Origin of the sequence: Shewanella sp. 10N.286.51.B8 (assembly GCF_041469325.1) — a bacterium.
GTDB lineage: Bacteria > Pseudomonadota > Gammaproteobacteria > Enterobacterales > Shewanellaceae > Shewanella.
In genome coordinates this window covers 88,028-111,943 of the sequence record NZ_JBFRKG010000025.1, presented here as the reverse complement: position 1 = coordinate 111,943, position 23,916 = coordinate 88,028, and the positions used below count along the sequence as shown (strand labels likewise).

The following is a 23,916-nucleotide window of genomic DNA, read 5'->3' as shown; positions in this document are numbered from 1 at the left end:
AATGAATAGGCCTGAAAGATTACAACCCGGTGTTAAATTGCGTGATGCTGAAAAAGTCGCGCGTATCCCTGTTAAAGTGGTTCCATCTGAACGTGAAACCATGTTGCGTAAACCAGATTGGTTAAGAGTAAAACTCCCTGCATCAAACCAGCGAATTACTGATATAAAATCAGCACTGCGTAAAAACGGTTTGCACTCAGTATGTGAAGAAGCCTCATGCCCTAACCTTGCTGAATGCTTTAACCACGGTACTGCCACCTTTATGATCTTAGGGGCGATTTGTACTCGTCGTTGCCCTTTTTGTGATGTTGCCCACGGCCGTCCACTAAAGCCTGATGCAGCTGAGCCTAAGAAACTCGCGCAAACCATTCAAGATATGAAGCTTAAATATGTGGTGATCACCTCTGTAGATCGTGATGATTTACGTGACGGCGGCGCACAGCACTTTGCTGATTGTATTCGTGAAATCCGCATCTTAAATCCTGAAATTAAAATTGAAATTTTAGTGCCTGATTTCCGTGGCCGTATTGACGCCGCTTTAGATATTTTAGCCACTGAGCCACCAGATGTGTTCAACCACAACCTTGAAACAGCGCCAATGCATTACCGTAAAGCGCGTCCAGGGGCAAATTACCAGTGGTCATTGGATTTACTAAAACGCTTTAAAGACCGTCACCCTGATGTTCCAACTAAGTCAGGTTTAATGATGGGCTTAGGGGAGTCAAACGAAGAAATCGCCGATGTATTACGTGATTTACGTGCTCATAACGTCGAGATGTTAACCTTAGGTCAATACTTACAACCAAGTAAGTTCCACTTACCGGTTGAGCGTTACGTGCCACCAGCAGAGTTTGATGAGCTAAAAGCATTAGCTGACGAGATTGGCTTTACCCATGCAGCCTGTGGCCCGCTTGTACGTTCAAGCTACCATGCGGATTTACAAGCGCAAGGTAAAGAAGTGAAGTAAGCTTTATTTGCTTCCTAAGAGACTAAAACGGCGCCTAGAGCGCCGTTTTTAATGTCTGTTATTAATAGTATTACTTACCAGCTTGAACCATTGCTTTAATCACATGGGCTTTAACGAAATGATCAAGTTGATGAGTTTCAATCCACCAAGTCGCAGCTTCCATCAATAATATCGGGTCATCGTTCTTATTGGCAAAAAAGGCATAAAATGATAAACCAACATTATCGCCTTTGGCGGCAATTTTTTTATCGCACACTTGGATTATTTTGGCTCTTAACGACTCTCTCATTTAACGCTCTTTATTGGTTTAACAATATTAATTTACTCAGCATATGATTCATTCAGTCATTTATTCTGGCAATAACCTGTAATCCATCAAGATAGCATCTTCACGGCCAGTTACGCTTGGGTAATAACCCGTGCGGCGACCTGCTTCAACAAAACCTAATGTATTATACAAGCCAATTGCAGCAAGATTAGACTGTCGAACCTCCAACATCACCACCACTGCCTGTTTCACTTTAGCATCATAGATAACATGATTAAGTAGCTGCTTTCCTAGACCCTTTCCTTGTTGATTCGGCGCAATACAAATATCTAATAACGTCAGCTCATCGACAATTTGCTGCACAATGGCAAAACCAATAAGCTCATCTTTATCAAAGACTCCATAAACGCGATATAAGCGGCCAAAACAGTCTTCTAAGCTTGCTAAACTCCAAGGGTGAGAATGTGCAGCAGACTCAATTTCAAACATTGCAGCTGTGTTTTCAGGAGATAATAACGAAATTGTTAAACTTGTTTGAGGAGAAGCTGAAGTCATAAGGTTTCTTCAATAGTGGAAGTTTGAATAATCGAAGCTTTAAATAATCGAAGCTTTAAATAATCGAAGCTTTAAATAATCACTGTTTTATATCGTCAATGTCAGTAACTAAATTCTAAGCTGACTTATCTGTATCAATCGAAGCCGTTTTATCAAGCTGCAAACCAAGCTGTTGCCACAGGTCTCTCTTACCTTGATGGCCTTGCAATAACGCCTCAATAGGATCGGTAATAATCCAAGCCACTCGTGGACGGACGCGCATTTTGCGCATATCCCAAATCACCTGCATGCCTTTGACCATTTCAGTATCAAACTCACATTGTGACTCATCAATATGTAATAGCGACAACACGCTTTTAACCAAACTATGCTGGCTAATATCATCACCGTCATCATGAATAATTAAATACGGCTTGCCTTGGCTATCAGCGCTGCGCCAACGGGTTACGCCCATGGCATCTAAAAAAGCTGATTTTTCCATAGTAATTCTCTATCAATGATCTCGTCACTAGAATAGCAGTTCATTAACCACAATGTGAGAGCAAATCAGCTTGAGCGGGTAGATTTAATCCAATTAAAGCCTTAACAACAAAAAACCGCAATAATTTAAAAACCTTGGTAAATACATATCTGGTTAATAGGAGCCCTAGGTTCTTCAGAATGAGCGATATTCACCACTCGCGATTCTAGTTTTAAGAATAATGATCCCTTAACTCTTTTCAACATCTAAAACAGATTCAGGTAGTGTGGTTGTCGGTAGATGAGATTGATAATACTGATGGGGCATTTCATTCTTTTTTGCGTGATACATGGCGATATCGGCATACTTAATTAAGGTTTTGCTATCTTGCCCATCCTCTGGATACTGAGAAATTCCAATACTGGCGGCAATGACAATCAAATGTCCAGCACAAGGAATGTCAATTAATAGTGCAGTTTCAATATCTTTCGCCACATCAGAAATATTCAGAGTGGCGGTATCAGGAATAATAATCGCAAATTCATCACCGCCAATACGGGCCGTTAAGCTATTTTCAGGTACGACTTGCAAGATCCGCTGGGCAATCACTGTTAAAATTCGGTCCCCTTCTGGGTGCCCAAACGTGTCATTAATCATTTTAAAATTGTTAATGTCTAACATTAAGCAATAAAAACCTTCACTTTTTAGCGCTAACATTTGATCCATATGGCGATAAAAGTGCTGACGATTGGCTAATGTGGTTAACAAATCATGGTTCGCTTGATGGTGCTTTTGCTGCAATAACACATCAATATCCATAATTGTTTGCTTACTTAGGTTCGTCACCAAGTACACAAACCCGCCGCCAGCGAAGAAAATACCAGCCACTACTAATTGTATAAAATCAATCTCACTGGTAGAGCTAAATAATAAAGATAAATAACTGAGGTAACTGACAATAAATAATCCAATTAACAATAACAGCGTCAACCAGCCTTTATTACTAAACTGAGAATAAGCACAGATGGCATAAGCTGGGCGTAACGATAACACCAGCCCGATGCTTCCAACCAGCACCAAAAATAAAGCAACATAATCCATAGCACACCCAAACAGTTGTCAAAATCACATTCGATTCATTTTATTCAGTTCTCGAAGCTCTTTGCCATAAAAGACATTGGCGTTGGAATTCACTGAAACCGATAAGGTTAATTAATATAAATATTGTTATATATTAACCTATTACATAATTTAAAGTATACCAGTTCATCGCAACCATCGATATTCAAGGTTTAGCCAACGGCCTACTAAATAAAGAGGGAGCATTGCGCTTTCGAGATGAATATTAACCACCAAAGTGCTACAGCCCTAGAATCAAAGGTCTCTTTTCAAAACAAAGCAGTTAACATTTTGGTAACAGTGTGGCATTTTGTATTTAAGATACGCTAAAAACACAAATAATAAGAACATGGACCGGTTTAATCATGCTTAAGAACTATAAATTACTATTACTTACTTGCCTTTGCCTTCCCCCGTTAACAAGCCTTGCCCAAAGTAAACTTATCAATAATATCAATGGCTACACTGTCAGTAATGGTAAATTAGTTGAGTTTAAGGCATTACAATTTAACGGCGATGTCATTGAAAAAATCTACCTTGAAAATGAACATCTTCCCTACAGTACTAACACCAGTATTGTAAGAATTGATGGACAAGGCAAAACCTTACTACCAGGCCTTATCGATGCGCATGGTCATGTTTTAAGCTATGGATTAAGCCTGATGCGAGCCCAGTTACGTGGCAGCGTGACTGAACAACAAGCCGTTGAAACTGTTGTAGCATTTAGGCAATTACAACCAACAATGCAATGGATACAAGGACGCGGCTGGAACCAAGTGTTATGGCCACAACAAAACTTCCCCGTTGCAGCTTCACTGGATAAAGTATTTCCCGATACCCCAGTATGGTTAATCCGCATTGATGGTCATGCTGGCTGGGCAAATAGCGCTGCGATGAAAATAGCCGGTATTACTTCTGCCACCATCAGCCCTGAAGGTGGTGAAATTATCAAATATGCTGATGGCCAGCCGACAGGGGTATTTATTGATAATGCCATGAGTCTTATTACCGCTAAAATCCCACAACCTTCTATCGACGAGCAACAAGAAGTACTGCTAACAGCCCTTACTTCGCTGGCTAAGCAGGGGTTAACAAGTGTCCATGATGCTGGTATTGGCAGTGACACTATCGCAGCTTATAAAGCGCTTAATGATGCCAATAAACTGCCAATTCGCGTTTACGCCATGATAGATGCTGAAGATCCTGAATTTAACAAGATGATGCAAGCAGGTCCGATGGCATTAGGCTCAGATAAGTTACACATCAGCAGTGTGAAAATTTCTGCCGACGGCGCCCTTGGTAGTCGCGGCGCTGCGTTAATTGAAGACTATAGCGATTTAGCTGGCCACAAAGGTTTATTACTTTATTCAAAAAAAGATCTCGGCGATACCATACAACAGGCGATGGATGCAGGCTTTCAGGTCAATACTCACGCCATTGGCGATCATGCCAATAAAATAGTATTGGATCATTACCAAGCGAATATTGCCACAAGTAACAGCCGTCATTTACGCCATCGCATAGAACATGCCCAAGTTTTACAACTCAGTGATATCCCGCGTTTTGCTCAACTCAATGTCATTGCATCAATGCAAGCAACTCATGCAACCAGTGATAAAAATATGGCATTAGATAGAATTGGCAATGCCCGCATAAAAGGTGCATATGCTTGGCGTAAGTTACTATCAGCCGATGCGATTATCGCCGCAGGTTCTGACTTCCCTATTGAGTCACCAAATCCTTTTTATGGCTTACATGCCTCGGTAACTCGTCAAGATCACGACAACCAACCTGTTGATGGCTGGTATCGCCGCGAAAGTATGAATTTAACCGAAGCCCTAGCCACATTTACCACCCACGCCGCTTTTGCCGCCCATCAAGAGCAAATGATTGGCCAACTTGCCCCTAAGCACAAAGCAGATTTTATTCTGATTGATAAAGATATTTTCGCTATTAACCCTGAAGATATTTGGAAAACTAAGGTGCTGGAAACTTGGGTTGATGGTGAGCGAGTAGAATAACGCCGCAATCATTGTCGATATGCCTAACCTAAAAGCCTAGCGATTAATTTAACTAGGCTTTTTTACGCCCATATTTTGCATTAAACGCCTAAAAAGTGCTTAGTAAAAACTGACTTTTCATAATTAGGTTTTATCGCGTCAAAAATAAAATTCAATAAATTAACCCTTTTCAAATTTGCTCTCGTTTATAGCTATAACAAGGTTACTACCAACCTCATTTATTGTTTGGAGCACGACATGACAACATCAACACATCGCATTATAAAAACAACCTTAATGAATGGTTTGCTAGCAACAGGATTACTATTTGGCTCACTGTCTCAAAATGCTATTGCTGCTGACTATAATTTCCCACATCTTGAAACGGTTGGTACGAGCCATTTAAAAATAGCCCCTGATATGGCGGTAATTTCAGTTCAAGTCAGCCTAACTAAAGATGATGCCAAGCAAGCTAAAGTCGCTGTTGATCAAGCCGTCGCTAAATTCATCAAGCGACTCAAGGATGCTGGAGTCGATAAAAATGCGATATCTAGCGCTAATTTGAGCATCCAACCGCAATACCATTACCCTTCGAAACAACCTAAAGAGTTAGTGGGTTACCGCGCTAACAGACAAGTGATTGTTACCATCAAGCAGCTGCCTAAGCTTAATGACATTTTAGATTCCGCATTAGAAGAAGGCATTAATCAAGTGCAAAATATCAGTTTGAAATCATCAAACGAAACTGCAGCGGTCGAAAAAGCAAGACAAGCAGCCATTAAAGATGCCAAGCAAAAAGCTAAATCACTGGCCCAAGGTTTTGAACGTGAGCTCGATGGTGTTTGGAAAATCAGCTACTTAACTCAGCAGTCGGTACAACCTGTGATGATGCGTATGGCGGCAATGCAAAGTGACACGGCCGAAAGCTATCAATACGGTCAAGTCAGTGTCGAGGAGCGTGTTGAGGTCATTTACAAATTAAAATAGCTATAAACGTAAGTGGCGATTAACAGCAACAGTTCATCGCCGCCTTACTCGGTGGTATAAAGAACAGCGCATAAAGAACAGCAGCATTTATGCGCTCTAGTTAACACTCTTAAAAAATAATCACACATTTGTCATATTTATTGTTTTTAATCAATACCTCTATTGTCCCGCTGCATAAACTACCTCGCAATTTACACATGCTTTTTTATTGTTTATTCCACCAAGAGGACGCTTCATGAAAATCGATTTATCCACTGAAATTGCTGGTATTAGCTTAGACAGTTACTTAATGAATGCCTCTGGCCCCAAGTGCACCACTTGGGATGAACTGCACACGATTGCCCAATCTCATTCGGCTGCTGTGGTCACTAAATCTTGTACCATGGAAGCGCGCGAAGGCAATCCTGAGCCACGCTATAAAGATTTACCATTAGGTTCGATTCAATCGATGGGCTTACCCAATTTAGGTTATAAAGCTTATTTAGCAATGGTGCCTCAATTAAAAGCATTAGGTAAACCTGTTGTTGTAAGCATTTCAGGCTTTAGCATTGAAGATAATATTGAAATGGTCAGCGCCTTTCAAAACAGTGATGTTGACCTAATTGAAGTTAACTTCTCTTGCCCTAATATCCCCGGTAAAGCGCAGGTCGCCTATGACTTTGAACAAACTGACAAAGCACTCGCTGCCCTAACAGCGCTAGGCAATAAACCAATTGGGATTAAACTGGCGCCTTATTTTGATATGTCACATTTTGTGGCAGCAGCCAATGTCATCAAAAAATATCCAGTAAAATTTATCACCTGCATTAACTCAATCGGCAACACTTTAGTTATCGACCCGTACACTGAGCAACCCATAATCAAGCCTAAAGGCGGCTTTGGTGGTTTGTGTGGTGATTATATTAAACCTGTCGGTTTAGCCAATGTGCGCGCCTTTCGTGAACTGCTGGATGATGACGTACAAATCATTGGCGTTGGCGGGATAAAAACCGGAATCGATGCCTTTGAATACCTACTCGCCGGTGCTGATGCGGTACAAATCGCGACCTGTTTTGAAAAAGAAGGTGAAGCTTGCTTTAAGCGTATTGAAACAGAACTCGCTGACTTCATGCGCGGTAAAGGTTACCAGTGTATTAATGACGCTAAAGGCAAATTAAAACCGCTTTAATGATACCTTTGAATACTTGCTCGCGGGTGCTGATGCTATACAAATAGCCACCAGTTTTGAAAAGAAGGCGAAGCTTGCTTTGAGCGTATTGAAGCTGAACTCGCTGATTTTATGCAAGGTAAAGGCTATCAATGTATTAATGACGCTAAAGGCAAATTAAAACCGCTTTAATAGCGATTCAAATTCCCAATGCACTTTCAAGCCACTGTATTCACAGTGGCTTTTTATTACCCTATAGCCGTAAAACGACAAATTATCTAGAACATTTATATTTAAATTATCCCTAATCCAAACTAACACTGTTAATATTAAACTTGAGCAACAACTTTGTAGCATTATCAAAACATTAGCCTGCTAATGGTTGATGTGAGTTTACCCTCAAGTCCAGATAATAGATGGAACATAACCGTGTTTAAAAAATTACTTGCGATGACCAGTTCAACCCAAATGCTAGTGGCTATGTTTGTCGGCTTTGCTGTGGGACTATTTTTTGGCGAGTCTGTTGGCTGGCTTAGCACGATAGGTAATGGCGTTATCTTATTAATGCAAATGACCGTATTACCTTACATTGTGGTGTCGCTAGTTGGCGGGATAGGCAAGCTGCAAAAAAGCACTGCCATATTAATTTTTAGCCGCGCTGGCGCCATCATGTTACTGCTATGGTTAGTCGGCCTAGCACTCACCGCTTTAATGCCACTGTCTTTTCCGTTTATTGAATCTGCCTCATTTTTCAGTACCAGTATTATCGAACCTGCCCAGCCGATTAATTATTTTAAACTGTATATTCCTTCAAACCCGTTTGAGTCAATGGCAGCAGGCTATGTCCCTGCGATGGTGGTATTTAGTATCGCCTTAGGCTTAGCGTTGATCGGTATGGAGGGTGATAATAAAAAACTGGTATTAACCTTTATGCATACCATCACTGAAGCCTTTTCTCGGATAACCCAAGGCTTAGTTAAAGTGTTGCCTATTGGTATTTTTGCCATGTCAGCATCGGCAGCAGGCACTATGGGAGTGGATGAGTTTGCCAGTATGCAGGTTTATCTTATTAGCTATTTTACCCTGTGTTTATTACTCACATTCGCAGTGCTACCTTGGATTGTCTCGTCGTTAACGCCAATTACTTATAGGCAGACGATTAATATCAGTAAAGCCAGTTTGGTCACCGCCTTTGCAACCGGTAATATCTTTATTGTTATTCCGGTGATTATTGCTGAGTGTAAGCAAATTATGCGTGAGCATAATAACTTAACTGAAGATGGCGTCACCTTAATTGAGATTTTGGTGCCAATTGCATTTACCTTCCCCAATATTGGTAAATTAACCGTTATCTTATTTGTGTACTTTGCGGGTTGGTTTAATGGCACCCCTGTTGATATCAGCGCTATGCCGTCGTTGTCTGTCAGTGGCTTATTATCATTATTTGGTAGTGTGTATGTCGCAATTCCTTTTATGTTGGACTTAGTGCAACTACCTTCAGACTTATTCCAACTATTTGTCATGTCAGGCTTTATCACAGGCAAGTTCAACTCTATTGCAGCTGTGATGAACCTGTTTGTCCTTACGTTATTAACCGTGTGCTTATTCCAAGGGACACTGAAAATTCGACCACCGCAATTAATTAAAATGTCGGTTGGGCTTTTAGCCAGTACCGCGGTCACCATTGTTGTTTGCCGCATAGGTATGGGATTATTTATACATAGCCCTGATATCACCAGTGAGGTGATCGCCAACATGAAAGTGGCTGACAAAGTGCCCACGAAAGTGACTCGCCAATACCCTGAAATCGGTAAAACGCCCACTCAAGCAATCGCCAGCGTCCATTCCATTCGCCAACGTGGCTTACTAAGAGTCGGTTACATTCCCAGTAATGTGCCTTTTAGTTACTACAATAATGCCGGCCAGTTAGTGGGCTTTGATATTGCAATGGCCACTAAGTTGGCGGAGGACTTGAAAGTCGAGGTAGAGTTTATCCCGTTCAAAAAAGATAAGCTCGCAGCGTCATTACAGGCTGGCTATTTTGATGTCGCCATGTCGGGGCTGTCAATGGATATCAAACAAATGGACAGGCTTAGTTATGGCGAACCAGTGCTAGAGCTTAACATCGCCATTGCCACTCAAGATCATCGGGTTAATAGCTTCAAAACTGATGAGTCCATTCTCGAAATGGAAAATACCACCATCGCCTATGTTGAACATGATGATAAAATTGCCGATGCCAAGAAAAAACTGCCTCATATTAATTTTGTTAAAATTGACGGTTATAAAGATTTCTTTAGGCAAAAAGAGCCCAAATACGATGCGGTGGTGATCAGCGCTGAAGCAGGTTCAGCTTGGACATTATTCTTCCCAGGTTACGGCATTGCTATTTTAGAAGGTAAAAATCGCTATCCTGTGGCTTATGCTGTCGCACAAACTAATCAGTCACTATTAAACTACATTAATAACTGGCAAAAACTGCGCCGAGTCGATGGCCACCAGCAACAATTTTATGATTATTGGATGCTAGGAAAAGGCGCAACCACACCAGTGCCGCGATGGTCGATTATTCGTGATGTACTGCATTGGGTTGACTAAATTAACCATCCATTAAAAAGGCTCCTTCGGGAGCCTTGGTGATAATGATTAGCCAAGGTTATTGCTTATGTACTTTACCTGATTTCATGACAAAATGAACATCAAGTAAGGCATCAATACTTTCAAGGGGGCTCGCTTTCATTGCAATAATGTCAGCATGCTTACCTTGTGCTAGCGTGCCTAGAGTATCGCTCATATCAATAAGGTCAGCAGCGTTAATGGTCGCGCTGACTAAGATATCTTGATTGCTCATCCCCGCCTGACTCATCAGCACAGCCTCTTTCGCGTTATCGCCGTGGCGTGATACGCCGCTATCTGTACCAAAAGCAATGTTAACCCCCGCTTTATAGGCATTACCAAAGTTGTTTTGCATATCATGACCGACCCTAATCGCTTTGGCTTTAATTGCTTCAGACATAAAGTTGCCATCACTTTTAGCCATTTGAACCACAGTGTCACCCGCTAACAGGGTTGGCACTAAGTAAGCCCCTGACTTTTTAAATAGCTTAATCGATTCTTTATTGGCGTAACTGCCATGTTCAATGCTATCAACACCTGCTCTCAGAGCCGCATTAATCCCTTCAGCCGCATGGGCATGGCTGGCGACTTTACGCCCTAATGCATGCGCTGCATCAATGACTTCTTTTAACTCGTCATTGGCCATCTGCTGGCCTGTGCCAGTATTGGTATCTGACAACACGCCACCTGTAGAGGTAATCTTAATCACATCAGCGCCATATTTTATCGCTCGACGCGTAGCACGGCGGCAATCAAAGGGACCATCACAAATGGTTTTAGAGGTTAGCATATCCAGTAAGTCAGGGCTTTTCCCATCCACATCACCATGACCACCAGTGACAGAGACGCCGCCTGAGGCAATAATTCGAGGGCCTGCCAACCAGCCTTTGTTAACCGCATCACGAAGCGCATAAATCTGCTCAGGCTTGGCGCCTAAATCTCTTACTGTGGTAAAACCAGCTAACAGTGTTTTATTTGCAAAATAAGCACTTTTCATTGCCACATCGGCATCTGACATGCGTAATGCTTCGCTGTCATTATTGGGCCCTAACTCCCCTTGTAAATGCACGTGCATATCCATTAAACCCGCCATGACAAAGCTGTCTTTGAGGTCAATATATTCAAGGGTATCTGCTTCAGTTATTTGGCTGGATGGAAGCTCAATATAGCCACTATTAATGGCGCTGATTTGACCATCTTTAATCACTATCGATTGCTTAGTTGTCGGCTTTTCACCTGCAACAGCAAGTAACTCCCCGGCATGGATAACGGTAAAGTCTGCTGCTTGAAGCGCAAATGGTGTGCTGCATAAACTCACCAGCAATCCCAGTTTATAGGCTTTTTGATAAGGCTTTTTGTTAGAAAGCGCATTTGTGAGTCTTGAATTAAACCTTGTCATAATTCCCTGCTTCTTATGAGTTAATTTCCTGAGTATTAACATGCCTAACCACAGGCGTGTTTACAAGCTATTCACATCTTCAGCAGCAAATTAATCCCGTTATTTAATGATAAAGTAATAGCTAATACCTTGCTAAGTTGATTTCACCACATAAAAAAGCCCGAACAATTGAGTATTGAGCGGGCTTTTTTCTATCCAACTTTTTCAAGCGTAAATTTTCCCTAGGACTAGAAACGAAAATCAATGCCAAAATACACTTGCTCGCTATCATTTAGGGACAATGACAAACTGTTGTCGTTACCAGCACTGGAACTGAAGTTATGTTTTAAATAGCGAAAACCAAGTTCAGAACTAAAGTCATGGCCTAAATCAAACAATAGCCCTGTTTGACCACCAAAAACGTAACTGCTACTGCTGTCTTGATAACTGCTATCTAAATTGGTGAGTTGAATTTGGTTACCACTTAATCCCGCCGATGCCCCAATAAACCAATTGATATGATGTGCATCGTCAATAGAAAATAGTTTGTCATAGGACACTAAAATCCCTTCATGTTGATTCATATCATCAGAGTTATAGGAATAAGCGCCATAGAGTCGATTACTGGGGTTAAGTTTAATGCTACTTCGATATTGGTAATTAATGCCACTTTCTTGAGTATCAGAAAGCCCCACAGAAGAAGCGCTATAATCGGCATAACCCACAACGCCGCCCACAATGGCCTCAGCACCATGACCAACACTGGGCAGCAAGCAAATAAAAGTCACCTTGAGTATTAACGCCAATTTGCTGTTATAAGCACGAGTCATTATTCCTCCACAAAGTTAGTGACCATCATTAATTTATACGCCCTAGCGCTGAGCAAAAAACGAACTAAGATCAAACTTTGATGATTAAGACGCGCTTAAAATACAGCTTTAATACAAAATTGTGAGCCGGTTACAATTTAATCGACAATTAATCAAACATTAATCTTGCCAACATAAGCCCTAAACGCAAAAAAGCCGCTTAAAAGCGGCTTTTAACATCCTAAACAAGGCTGATTTTAGCGATATTAGTTAGCGATTTTTAAATCCGCTTTATCGGTAATTATGTTCATATCAAAATCAAACTCATCAACTCGGATCGCACGTTCACGCTTTAAGTTGTAATCTTGCAGCTGCTTATGCTCATCGGCTGTAATAACCTTAGCTTCAAGCGCGGCATCCAGTGTTAACGAGAAACGAACCCCAGCTTTAAATACACGCTGTTTAAGGGCCTTTTTCACTTTAGCTAGCATAGGTAAACATGCCATTTTAGCTAAGTAAGCTTGCTCATTAATGTAGTTACCATCACCAGCAACAGGCTTAATTAAATGAGTTAACTGCTTTTTAAATGTGGTATCAAGCTGGGCTTGATGGGCAAGCTCTCTGACCAAATCATCATTCACTTTTGGCATTTTAGCTGAGTAAGTCATGGTGATTAAACGCATGAACTGACGAGTCGGCTTAGATGGGAAGTTCTCTAGGAAGCCTAGTAGTGCTTCTTCAGCTTTACATAGCGCCCAACGAGTTGCGTAATCAAAGTATGGCTTAGCTTGCGTGCGCTCATCTGCTGACACTTTTTGCTCGTAAAAACGAATCGATGCCATCGCCGCATAAAGGTAACTCATTACATCACCTAAACGTGCTGAGATCATTTCAGCCTGTTTAAGCTTGCCGCCTAATACAAGCAACGAGAAGTCAGCATAAACAGCCAGTTTAGATGCAAGCTTGTGTACTGATTTTTCGTAACCAATAACTTCAGGCAATGCAGATGAAGCTGGAGCAGTAAATGGCAATACGCCTAATTTGAATGCGCGTAAACTATTACCAACACTGTAACCTACGGTTTGTCTGAAAATACGGTTAAAGGTTTTATCAGCATCACTTGCATCACTATGAATTGATTCAACCATACTTTGTAAGTGAGGATGACAACGCATCACCCCTTGACCAAAAATCATCAAGTTACGGGTTAGAATGTTGGCACCTTCAACGGTAATTGCAATAGGTTGCGCCACATAACCTGATGCTAAGGTATTTTGTGGTCCACGTTGAATCGCTTTACCAGCTTGAATATCCATAGCAGAATCAAGAACATCACGTCCAAGCTCTGTCATGTGATACTTAGCAATAGCTGTTACTACAGAAGGTTTTAAGCCTAAACCTAATCCTTCAGTGGTTAGCACTCGCATCGCCTCTTGCAAGTAAGTTTTACCGGCAATATCTGCAAGCTTTTCTTGAATACCTTCAAACTTACCAATTGATAAACCAAACTGTTCACGCACAGCGGCATATTCAGCAGAAGACTTAAATGAACATTGGCTAACTGAAACACCTAAAGCCGGCAGAGAAATACCCCGACCTGCGCCTAAACAGCTAACCAGCATTTGCCAGCCGCGACCTATGTTGCTTTGACCACCAATAATAAAGTCCATTGGAATAAACACATTCTCACCACGGGTAGTACCGTTATAAAAACGACAGCCCATAGGATCATGACGGTTACCTAATTGCACACCAGGGTGCGCCTTAGGAATAAGCGCACAAGTAATACCAAGCTGTTCTTTGCCACCTAATAAACCTTGTGGATCTTCAACTTTAAACGCTAAACCGAGTACCGTAGCGATTGGCGCTAAGGTGATATAACGCTTATCCCAAGTTACTGATAAACCCAGTACTTGCTCGCCTTGATACTCACCCATGGTGACGGTACCAATATCAGGAATACCACCAGCATCAGAACCCGCTTCAGGGCTTGTTAACGCAAAACATGGAATTTCTTGGCCGTTAGCTAAACGAGGCAACCAAAAGTCACGTTGGCTATCTAAACCGTAGTGCATTAATAACTCGCCAGGACCTAAAGAGTTAGGCACCATGACCGTAACAGCAACCGCAGAACTTTTAGCAGCAATGGTCGCTACGATAGTTGAGTTAGCATAAGGGCTAAACTCAAGTCCACCGTAAGACTTAGGAATAATTAAAGAGAAGAATTTGTTCTCTTTTAAGTAAGTAAGAATATTGTCTGGTAAGTGTTTACCATTTTGAATCTCAAAATCATCAACCATTTCGATTAATGTTTGCACCGGGCCATCGAGGAAAGCTTGCTCATCAGCTGACAGCGTTGCCCCAGGAATGTCACGTAAGGCGGCAAAATCAGGAATGCCCTGATAAATAGACCCTTCTAACCAAACATCTCCGGCATCTAACGCTTCTTGTTCTGTCGTCGAAATACTTGGCAATACTTTTTTAAATGTTGTTCTTAAGCTCATAGTTTTACACTCATCAGACCAGACTAATAGTGTGCATTACGTCACAAAAATTAAATTAGATCAAACATTCTAATTAAAAATAAACCCAATAATTACAACGACAAAGTAACATTTAAAAAATAATACCAGCATTTCATAAACTTACACGTGTGCGCTGAAGCAAAAAATTTTTAAAAAATTTATACGCTCGTTTGAATTTTTAAAGTCGAGAATGCTATTTAAGCAAATTTTCAAAGCTACTCGACACAAATCATTAGTCAAACTCATGGGAAAAAATGCTACTTTAAGTGAATGGAAATAAAAAGGGGCCGAAATGATGTGTGGCAGAATTGAAATGCTATTTGATGGCATGAAGCAAACACTTGATGACTTGTTTGATATGCCACTGTCGATACAAACAAACCTTGATTTACGCCCAACAGATACTGTTACCTGCATCACTCGTACTTGCCCTGAAACAACCCCATCAATAAATGCCGCAGACCCTAGTAGCACTGCAATTGCAACAATAAGTCACTCGGCAAATATTCCGCCTTTAACTGTCATAAATAGCCTTTGGGGGATAAAACCTAATTGGTCTAAAAAAATCATTATTAATGCCCAAGGAGAAACCGCGGCCGACAAAGCAACCTTTGCCAATGCCTTTAAACAGCAGCGCTGTATCATCCCTTGTAGTGCTTGGTTTGAGTGGCGCGATGAACGCCAGACTAAAAAACAAAAGTATCGCTTCAGTCACGCAGCTAATAAGCCATTGTTTATGGCTGGCATACTGTACCCTGAAGAAAATCAACTGGTTACACTTACCATTAACCCTAATGATAAATGCGCTCAGTATCACCACCGCATGCCATTGTTTATTCCGTCTACCGAGATTAACAACTGGCTTTATCACGATGTTTCGCAGCTCCAGCCATTACTTAATCCACTACCAGATAAATGGATTAAGATCTGTCGCGCCTAAATGATTAAGCCGCTTTCTCCAAAAAATTCCCCCTGTTAATTCTGAACTCGGATAGGGTTAACACATTTTAATTTTCTAGAATTTTATTAAGCAGATCACAACCTTGAGAATTAACTAAGCTAGAAAATGCAAAACTGTAGCTTTAAGGGCAATTTTAAGTTTCAATTAACATAAATCGATAAGATAGTCTTCGAGTAAGGCAGTTTAGGCTGTATTACAAAGACTAATTTAAAAAATGTGCTATCCAATTTTCAGTGTTCTTAGTTTTAAAGTAACGGATTTATTTTCATTAAGATATTGGTTCATTGAGTATGCGCAGTTTGTTAAGGCCAACTTAGGTTCTTAGCATGGGCGATTAAGCCCCTTAACTGATGATGGAGTTACTATGAAATATTTATCTATGATTGCTGCACTTATGTTTGCAGGTTCTGCTTTTGCTGTTGATTGTGTTGATTGTCACAATACTATTAATGTTGAAGAGCATACAGAAATGGAAGCAACCATCGCAACTTGTGATGATTGTCATGGTTTTACTGACCATCACGAATTAGATACTGATTTACACACATCAGATCTAACTATTACTGATTGTGCTGATTGTCACACAGTAGAATAACTAACTTAGTCTTGATGTAGATTGTCCATAATCCAGATTTGGTCAAACTAGTTAATCAAGTGTAAGCGCTCTATAAAGAGCAATAAAAACCAGTTGCCTTGCAACTGGTTTTTTTGTGCCTGTCATTAACCAAAAATAACTGATAGTTACTCAGCTAACAGCTTGTTAATCGCTTTTAGACTGACATTAACGTCTTTATAATCCAATGGAACACAATAGCTTTGCTGATCAATCGCCAATACCAGTGACGGAAAACCCTCATTAGGTAAAGACTGAGCAACATTAAGCTCAGACAGTAATTGCTGCTGCGTGGCACTGGAGGTTAATTTCGCCCTAAAGTCTGCTTCATCAATACCCAGTTGGCTTGCGAATGCAATGAGTGTGCTGTCATCTGAGGGGTTTTGCGCCTGCAAATAATAGCCTTGTTGAATGGCAAACAGCATTTGCTGCTCTAAACCATAGTGCCTTGCCACAAGGCAAGCCCGACAGGCGGGATAAGTCGAACGCCTTGGCTTGCATTGACGCCAAAAATCAAAATTAAATTGGGTTCCTAGCTGCGTCGCTATTTTTTGCCAGGTGTTAGCTAAAAATTGCTGCATTTCTAGTGGCATTGGCACATCGGAGTCTGGGGCTAAGCCGCCTAACAGGTATGTCAGTTGCACCTGAGGCAACTGCAGCTTGATTTGCTCAGCTAATGCCAGCCAAGTGGGGCGATATCCCCAGCACCAACTGCACATAGGGTCGTAAACGTAAAACAATTGCACTTGCTTACGGGCTAATGGCTGATCCACTAACGGGCTGCTGAGTCGTTGAGGCATGTATCACTCATCTGTTTTAAAGGGACTAAGCTAGCTGTTATACCATCAATTCAACTAAAAATCAGAGTCAAACTCGGGCGATTAAATTCGATTCAAATTTTGCCATTAAACAAGGTATAATCTGGCCATTATTGATTGGAGAGTCCCCATGGCCAGAACCGCTGCAGCACTGCACATATTAGTTAAACACAAAACCCAAGCAGAAGACTTAATCAAGCAACTTGATAATGGCGCTAAATTTGATGTGCTAGCAAGAAAACATTCATCGTGCCCTTCAGGAAAAAGTGGCGGTAACTTAGGTGAATTTAAAAAAGGTCAAATGGTACCACAATTCGATAGAGTCTGTTTTACTGGTGAGCTTATTACCCCCCATTTAGTTAAAACCAAGTTCGGTTGGCATGTGATAAAAATTTTGTACCGCACCTAAGGAGCCACCTTAGTTTATTGCGTTTTCGGCGCACATTTAACTCACCATACCCAAGCCTAACATCATTGTTTCTTGAGTATTAATCGAGAGCAATCATGTCCAAAGTGTTTATCATTGGTTTGCCCAGAACTGGCACCACCAGCGTGAGTGCTGCCTTACTTGAACAGGGATTAAAAGTCGCCCATATCGGTTTAACCAAACGCGCTTTTGAAGTGGCCGATGTGGTTTCAGATGTGCCCTGTTTTTGTGATTACCCACAGTTAGATCAGTTATTTCCCGATGCCAAATTTGTCTACATCGACCGACCTATCGACACTTGGGTTGCGTCAATACAAATGCTGCTCACAAAAATGAGGCCAAACCTTGCCGATAAAACCGGCACCTTCCATCCGATCCTTAAGCGCTGTTTCAAACAAACTTTTGGCCCGTTAGACGCTGATAATCTGCTAGATGAAGCGCGTTTAAAAGCTTGCTACCTTGCGCATCAACAAGCTGTTTACCATTACTTTAAGCATCGAGATGACTTTCTATCGATAAAACTTAGCGATAACAATAGCCTGCAAACTTTACTCAACTTCATTGGTATACATGACAGCCCCACTGCTGAGTTTCCACAGCTTAATGTTGGCACCCATGTGGCAAGCTGGGGCGAATATAAGCACCCTAATAAAGTGAACACCAACTTAGCAGGCCCTGAACATCGCAAGTTTTTTGATTATCAAATTCCTAAAAGTTAGTTATGCCTAAGTTGTAACTCAGGCGAGCTTTGCTATAACTTAATGGAACGATTAAGCATTGTTTTGAACAAATAGTCACTGCTCGCTCAGCATCATTCAATGCCAATAGTGACCATACCCACTTCTAGCCATAATGAGAACACCATGAAATTACATCCACTTATCATCGGACTCCTCGTCGTCATCACCAGCCCTGCAAGCTTTGCCGCTAGCGTATTAGATATTCCTAGTAGTGTTGATGTATTGCTATTGAATGGCCAACAATTGGATACTGATGAAGTGACTTTGGTTGAAGGTGACAATCAGCTGCTATTTCGCTATCAGGTTAATTACCGTGATAGCGGCATGCAAACGCAATTTAAATCTGAAGCGGTGATCGTAAAGTTTAGCGCCAGTAATGATACCTATCGCCTTAAACTGCCAAGCATACGCAATCGAAATGCCGCCAATAGCTTTAATAAATCGCCCCAATTAACCCTTACCAATAGCCAAGGTCTACCTGTGGAGTTTATACAAGATTTACTCCTAAAAGATGGGCTGCAATTAGGCCGCGATTTTGAGCTTGAGCTCAGCCAGTACAACCTTAGCAATAAACCTGCCGCCATGAGCTTTACGCCGCTAAGTGTCGACAACGCCAATCTCGCGACTAAGCCAGCGTTAACTGCAGCACCAACAATAACCTCGACAGCAACGATAACTCCTGCGTCAACGACCACAGCAGCACCTGCCACTGTCGCGGCTGCGCCAGCATTAGCTCCGACAGCGATGACACCTAAGACAATTGCTCAAGATCAGGCAGAAATCACTGAAATGCTCGATTATTGGTACAGTAAAGCCAATCAAGAAACTCGCGCTAAATTTAAAGCCAAAATTAATCAGCAATGATTAACTAACCCTAATTTATAAACGCTATTTTATAACGTTAAGTTATTTTGCTATAAGCAACAAAATGCTGTTAACAAACTAGTAACCTTGGTTATCATAGACTCGAATATTCTTTAGGGTCATAACCATGTCTATTAGCTTTACCAAGGTGCTGCAATCTAACGTCACCAAATACACGCTCACCAGCCTAGTCGTACTGTTCATGCTGGTGTTATTAGCCATTTATAGTGTATTGCGCCTAAGTATGCCCAGCTTAAATACAAGCTTTAATAGCCAAGATATAACAGCGCCTGTCACCATTGAACGTGATGAACTCGGCACGGCGATTATCAGCGCCAGCAACCGCCTTGATGCCTCTTATGCCCTTGGCTATGCCCACAGCCAAGACCGCTTTTTTCAAATGGACTTATTACGACGCAATGCCGCAGGTGAACTGGCTGAAATATTTGGTGAAAAGGCACTTGAGCGCGATAAAAACCGCCGCTTTCATCAGCTACGCAAACGGGCACAAATGATATTTGATGGCTTAACCACAAAAGAAAAGCAAACCCTTAGGGTTTACACTAAAGGGGTAAATGCCGCACTGAAGGCGCAAACTCTGTCCTCATTTGAATACCTACTCACCCAATCAAGTCCTCAACCATGGCATGAAACCGACAGCTTATTGGTCATATTTAGTATGTATCTTGATTTACAAGGCAATACCATTAAGCGAGATATGGCCTTAACCCAAATAAAACAGACCTTTGGCCCCGATATGCTGGCATTTTTAACCCAAACAAGCCACCATCAGGCAGCTCTTGATGATAGCCAAATCCCCTACTTTGACGGCGATATCCCAACACTTGAGCCCCAGCTTTTGGCTCAAGCAAACAGCAGCACAACCACCGCCCCATTAGAGGTCGGCAGCAATAACTGGGCAGTGACCGGAGAGCTTACCAAGTCTGGCCGGGCAATGTTATCTGATGATATGCACTTATCGTTTGCCGTACCTATTATCTGGTATCGAGCGCAATTAAATTACCCCAGCATTAGCGATGCTAAAACCAATAATGTCCCAAATAATACCAATCCATCGGCGCAAATAACTGGCGTCTCATTACCCGGCGCGCCAGCCATTGTTGTGGGCTCTAATGGCAAGCTCGCTTGGGGATTTACCAACAGTTATGTGGACACCGCTGACTGGGTTGAAATTGACGCCAACACTGAAATAGCGCTTGAATATGAGCCGATTAAACTGCCCAGCTCAGAAGTGATGCATACAGTACAAGTCAGTGAATATGGCCCGGTAAAAACCGTTAATGATAAAAACTACGCACTATCATGGGTCGCCCATCAAGACTATGCGGTTAATATGGGCTTAATTGAACTAGAGCAAACAACCACAGTCGATCAAGCCATGGCATTAGCCGGCAGTATCGGTATTCCAGCACAAAATATGTTGTTAGCAGACAGCCAAGGTAACGCGGGCTGGAAGATAGCTGGCGCGCTACCAAGTCGTAGTAATCCTGCCAATGTCGCTCAAACAGCAACTGAAGTGCAAACCCAAGCTTGGCAGCAACCCCAACCCAATGTCCCAAGTGTCATTAACCCACTCAGCCATCGTATTTGGACCGCTAATTCACGGGTGCTCTCCACCCAAGATTTAGCCCAATTCGGTGATGGCGGCTATGCTCTTGGGGCCCGCGCTACGCAAATTCGGGACAGATTACATGAGCAAGAGCAATTTACTGAAACTGATTTTTTTAATTTGCAGCTAGATAATCAAGCACGATTTTTACAGCCTTGGCAGCAATACCTACTTAATCTGCTAAGCCAACAACCCAAACGGTTCGCTGAAGATGTTAAGTTCATCAATCAATGGGGCGATTGTGCCTGTGCAGACTCGGTGGGCTATAGCTTAGTAAAACATTTTCGCGCCGCCATGATAGATCAAAGCTTTGCGCCGATTGAAACTAATCTAACAAGCCAAGGCAGCAGCTTAGCTGTGATTAAGCGCTATTTAGAAACGCCTATGTGGCAACTGATCAATCAGCAGCCTAAAAGCTGGCTACCTAAGCAATTCCAAAGTTGGGATGAATTTGCCATCAGCGCCTACAAACAGGCTAAAACCGCCTTACTTAAACAGCACAGTCAAGATAGTCAGCTAGCTGATTTACGCTGGGGTGAGGTAAATAAGCTCGACATTAAGCACCCATTTTCAAAACAGATGCCCTTACTGAGCCATTGGTTAGATATGCCTGCTGCACAAGGTTATGGCGACAGCTTTATGCCAGCGGTGCAAGGTGCCTCATTTGGCGCCTCACAGCGATTTATTGTACAACCGGGCAATGAGCAAGATGCCATCATGAGCATTCCTGGTGGGCAATCTGGCCACCCGTTATCGCCTTATTATCGTAGTGGCTATCAGCAATATGTTAATAATCAAGCTACGCCATTATTGCCACAAACTATTGAGCACACATTAACCATTAAGCCGCGCTAAACTTGCGCGGATTTTGCCCTTCGGGGTTGGTAAAAGTGTAAATAGCACGCGGCCACATACACCACTACCACGGTGGCTATCGATAATTCTATAATAGCCAGTATCCGCACTTGCTGAATGTATTGCTCAGCCATATTAATGCTTTGCATCCAGCTGATCATTTTAAATAATGCTGTCGCGCCTATGACCATAGGGAAAGTAAACGCGGCATAGCCAGGGCTAAAAGGGAGGGTTAGTAACTTAAAGAAGGCTAAATAAATAATACTGGTCATCAGCACTGCAATGCCAAATAGTAAGGCAATGATAATGGGTGATGGCGTAGCCGTTACCGTTAAATAACCCGCTAGTGATAAGCTTGCTGGCGCCGCTAAAATTGCCATGGTCGGTTTAGCCGCATCAGGCACTTCATGGGTAAATATCAAACGATAAATCATCACCGGCAGCATCAAGGCATAGGCAAGCATGCCAAATACCAAGGCGATATGGGCGATTAATGTCAATTGCGGGTTACCTGAAAAAGACACATCGGCCACGATAATCCCCACCGGCGGCACAAACCAACTTGGCACCATATGATGTAGCTCAAATGCTTTAGCGCGGTGATATAAAAAGCTAATCAAAAATACGATATGAAGCCCTACTGCAAATAACCATAAAGCATCACCGACTTGAGGGTAAAAATGCCCAACTGAGTTAGATACTACCATGGTGGCCATGGCAAAGGTCGGTACTACACTGCCAACCACAGGGTGCGCTAAATCTGCCTTTAAGGTATGAGACAGCAATAAAAACTTCAGCGTTAACACCAGTAATAATAGGCTCGCAATAGCAGCGCTGCCCCATTGACCATAACCCTGAAAATCGGCGAGATTCTCCCAGCACCAACCTAAGCTAGCAATCGCCAATGCTAAGCCTGCCATAGGGGTTGGAGCGGTCATTAATTTAGCTTTAGCGATGTTTATCATGGTGGCCTCAACTTAACTCTCGGATAAACCCCTTTGTTAGCAATCAAAGAGATTGCAATAAAAGAGTTTCAACTTTTTAGCTTGAGTTGATATTACTCTTGCTAATTGTTCAGATATATCCAATTATTTAAAACATGCGTTAAGTTTAATTGAACGTATAATTAGGCCATCAACAAAACAACTGACAATAAAAGCAAACTGGCGTTAAACCTAAGTCAGCGCTAATGATAACCATGAAAAGCGGGGATGATAACACCATGGCGATACTGATATCTTTGCGGCAGCTCAATGTATTTAACGCTATTACTCAGCACAACACCTTAACTGCAGCAGCTGAAAAACTATACTTATCAAAAGCGGCGGTAAGCATGGCGCTAGCAGAGCTTGAAAAACACTTAGGACAGCCACTATTTGATCGCGTAAATAATCGACTTATCCTTAATCAAGAAGGTCAAAAACTGCTGCCTTTGGCCGATGAATTACTGGATCGCGCCCAGCAAATCAATACCCTCTTTGATGATGAGCACGCCAATAGCGGTAAACTCAGGCTTGGTAGTAGTGACACCATAGGCAACCATGTTAGCCCTTATTTACTGAGCCAGTTTCGCCAGCAACAGCAACACTTCAGCCAAAGTTTATTCATTTCAAACTCCGCTACTATTTGCCAAAAACTGCTTGATTTTGAACTAGATGTCGCCTTAATTGAACGAGATAATTACCACCCTGATCTCCTCTCTGTGCCCTTCAGTGCCGATAACATGTGTGTTATTAGTGCTTCTGAGCACCCTCTAGCTAAGCTTGAAAAGGTAACTATTAACGATTTAGACAATCATGATTGGGTGTTAAGAGAGCCAGGTTCCGGATCGCGAGAATGCTTTATCAATACGCTGGCACCACAACTTAAACACTGGCAACTGGCCTTTGAGCTTAATACCACAGAGGCGTTAATTAGCAGTGTCTCAGCAGGGCTGGGCTTAGGTTGCTTATCCACCTTAGCCGCGCAATATGCTATAGAAAGTGGTCGAGTTAGTTTACTCAAACAACCAATTGAAATGCCGCGCAGCTTTTGGCTGCTGGTACATAAAGACAAATACCAAAGCCCACTACTCAAAAGATTTATGACGTTTTGTTTGCAATGGCAATCAAGTGTTCAGCTTTGATATCAATAAGGTATTGCAGCGGCAGTAATGCCGCCCATTTGTTTCTGATTGC

General features: G+C 42.0%; 21 protein-coding genes. 12 read left to right on the top strand and 9 right to left on the bottom strand.

What is annotated here, in order from left to right; translation table 11 throughout:
- Position 1 precedes the first annotated feature (1 nt).
- Positions 2-967, top strand: a complete 966-nt coding sequence (gene lipA, locus AB4160_RS10275) for a lipoyl synthase (RefSeq protein ID WP_076543094.1) — start codon at positions 2-4, stop codon at positions 965-967.
- 70 nt (positions 968-1,037) lie between these two features.
- Here lipA and AB4160_RS10270 read toward each other — a convergent pair whose 3' ends face one another.
- The 4 genes from AB4160_RS10270 to AB4160_RS10255 all read right to left on the bottom strand — a co-directional run bounded on the left by AB4160_RS10270 (position 1,038) and on the right by AB4160_RS10255 (position 3,351).
- On the bottom strand, positions 1,038-1,256 hold the full coding sequence (locus AB4160_RS10270) for a DUF6500 family protein (protein ID WP_076543093.1): 219 nt from the start codon (positions 1,254-1,256) through the stop codon (positions 1,038-1,040).
- 60 nt (positions 1,257-1,316) lie between these two features.
- Positions 1,317-1,790 carry a ribosomal protein S18-alanine N-acetyltransferase gene (rimI, locus tag AB4160_RS10265; RefSeq protein ID WP_102439003.1) on the bottom strand — a complete coding sequence of 158 codons (474 nt, stop codon included), beginning with the start codon at positions 1,788-1,790 and terminating at the stop codon, positions 1,317-1,319.
- Between the two features lie 115 nt (positions 1,791-1,905).
- Complete coding sequence (locus AB4160_RS10260; protein ID WP_102439005.1) at positions 1,906-2,271, bottom strand: hypothetical protein; 366 nt, start codon at positions 2,269-2,271, stop codon at positions 1,906-1,908.
- A gap of 228 nt (positions 2,272-2,499) precedes the next feature.
- Positions 2,500-3,351, bottom strand: coding sequence for a GGDEF domain-containing protein (locus tag AB4160_RS10255; protein ID WP_303458965.1), 852 nt, complete (start codon positions 3,349-3,351; stop codon positions 2,500-2,502).
- 383 nt (positions 3,352-3,734) lie between these two features.
- Here AB4160_RS10255 and AB4160_RS10250 point away from each other — a divergent pair, with 383 nt between their 5' ends.
- The 4 genes from AB4160_RS10250 (at position 3,735) to AB4160_RS10235 (ending at position 10,101) form a co-directional block, all read left to right on the top strand.
- On the top strand, positions 3,735-5,390 hold the full coding sequence (locus AB4160_RS10250; RefSeq protein ID WP_372004511.1) for an amidohydrolase family protein: 1,656 nt from the start codon (positions 3,735-3,737) through the stop codon (positions 5,388-5,390).
- 261 nt (positions 5,391-5,651) lie between these two features.
- Positions 5,652-6,356: an oxidative stress defense protein gene (locus AB4160_RS10245; RefSeq protein ID WP_102477109.1), complete on the top strand. Its 705-nt coding sequence runs from the start codon at positions 5,652-5,654 to the stop codon at positions 6,354-6,356.
- 235 nt (positions 6,357-6,591) lie between these two features.
- The gene (locus AB4160_RS10240) at positions 6,592-7,524 is read left to right on the top strand and encodes a dihydroorotate oxidase (RefSeq protein WP_372004508.1); all 933 of its coding nucleotides are present in this window, start codon (positions 6,592-6,594) and stop codon (positions 7,522-7,524) included.
- Between the two features lie 408 nt (positions 7,525-7,932).
- On the top strand, positions 7,933-10,101 hold the full coding sequence (locus AB4160_RS10235) for a cation:dicarboxylate symporter family transporter (protein ID WP_372004506.1): 2,169 nt from the start codon (positions 7,933-7,935) through the stop codon (positions 10,099-10,101).
- Between the two features lie 58 nt (positions 10,102-10,159).
- Here AB4160_RS10235 and AB4160_RS10230 read toward each other — a convergent pair whose 3' ends face one another.
- From AB4160_RS10230 to AB4160_RS10220, 3 genes are all read right to left on the bottom strand, one after another.
- Positions 10,160-11,518 (bottom strand): amidohydrolase family protein, encoded by a 1,359-nt coding sequence (locus AB4160_RS10230; RefSeq protein ID WP_303445457.1) that lies wholly within the window; start codon positions 11,516-11,518, stop codon positions 10,160-10,162.
- Positions 11,519-11,745: 227 nt separating this feature from the next.
- Positions 11,746-12,327, bottom strand: coding sequence for a hypothetical protein (locus AB4160_RS10225; protein ID WP_303445458.1), 582 nt, complete (start codon positions 12,325-12,327; stop codon positions 11,746-11,748).
- Positions 12,328-12,572: 245 nt separating this feature from the next.
- Positions 12,573-14,810 carry an acyl-CoA dehydrogenase gene (locus AB4160_RS10220; protein WP_102439019.1) on the bottom strand — a complete coding sequence of 746 codons (2,238 nt, stop codon included), beginning with the start codon at positions 14,808-14,810 and terminating at the stop codon, positions 12,573-12,575.
- Between the two features lie 313 nt (positions 14,811-15,123).
- Here AB4160_RS10220 and AB4160_RS10215 point away from each other — a divergent pair, with 313 nt between their 5' ends.
- Both AB4160_RS10215 and AB4160_RS10210 read left to right on the top strand, forming a co-directional pair.
- Complete coding sequence (locus AB4160_RS10215) at positions 15,124-15,771, top strand: SOS response-associated peptidase family protein (protein ID WP_102439021.1); 648 nt, start codon at positions 15,124-15,126, stop codon at positions 15,769-15,771.
- Positions 15,772-16,156: 385 nt separating this feature from the next.
- Positions 16,157-16,387, top strand: a complete 231-nt coding sequence (locus AB4160_RS10210; RefSeq protein WP_303458974.1) for a hypothetical protein — start codon at positions 16,157-16,159, stop codon at positions 16,385-16,387.
- A gap of 146 nt (positions 16,388-16,533) precedes the next feature.
- Here AB4160_RS10210 and AB4160_RS10205 read toward each other — a convergent pair whose 3' ends face one another.
- Entirely contained in the window at positions 16,534-17,205 is a 672-nt protein-coding gene (locus AB4160_RS10205; RefSeq protein ID WP_102477075.1) for a DsbA family protein, read from the bottom strand.
- 148 nt (positions 17,206-17,353) lie between these two features.
- Here AB4160_RS10205 and AB4160_RS10200 point away from each other — a divergent pair, with 148 nt between their 5' ends.
- The 4 genes from AB4160_RS10200 (at position 17,354) to AB4160_RS10185 (ending at position 21,739) form a co-directional block, all read left to right on the top strand.
- On the top strand, positions 17,354-17,632 hold the full coding sequence (locus AB4160_RS10200) for a peptidylprolyl isomerase (protein WP_102439027.1): 279 nt from the start codon (positions 17,354-17,356) through the stop codon (positions 17,630-17,632).
- Positions 17,633-17,727: 95 nt separating this feature from the next.
- Positions 17,728-18,369 (top strand): sulfotransferase family protein, encoded by a 642-nt coding sequence (locus AB4160_RS10195; protein ID WP_102439029.1) that lies wholly within the window; start codon positions 17,728-17,730, stop codon positions 18,367-18,369.
- Between the two features lie 144 nt (positions 18,370-18,513).
- A complete protein-coding gene (locus tag AB4160_RS10190) occupies positions 18,514-19,254 on the top strand; it encodes a DUF2057 domain-containing protein (RefSeq protein WP_157937405.1) in 741 nt (246 codons plus the stop codon).
- 127 nt (positions 19,255-19,381) lie between these two features.
- On the top strand, positions 19,382-21,739 hold the full coding sequence (locus AB4160_RS10185) for a penicillin acylase family protein (RefSeq protein ID WP_372004502.1): 2,358 nt from the start codon (positions 19,382-19,384) through the stop codon (positions 21,737-21,739).
- On the opposite strand, the gene AB4160_RS10180 is transcribed toward AB4160_RS10185, so the two are convergent.
- Entirely contained in the window at positions 21,736-22,704 is a 969-nt protein-coding gene (locus AB4160_RS10180; protein ID WP_102477072.1) for a TDT family transporter, read from the bottom strand. The genes AB4160_RS10185 and AB4160_RS10180 overlap by 4 nt on opposite strands.
- A 233-nt stretch (positions 22,705-22,937) precedes the next feature.
- On the opposite strand from AB4160_RS10180, the gene AB4160_RS10175 reads away from it, so the two are divergent.
- The gene (locus AB4160_RS10175) at positions 22,938-23,864 is read left to right on the top strand and encodes a LysR substrate-binding domain-containing protein (RefSeq protein WP_372004499.1); all 927 of its coding nucleotides are present in this window, start codon (positions 22,938-22,940) and stop codon (positions 23,862-23,864) included.
- Positions 23,865-23,916 lie beyond the last annotated feature (52 nt).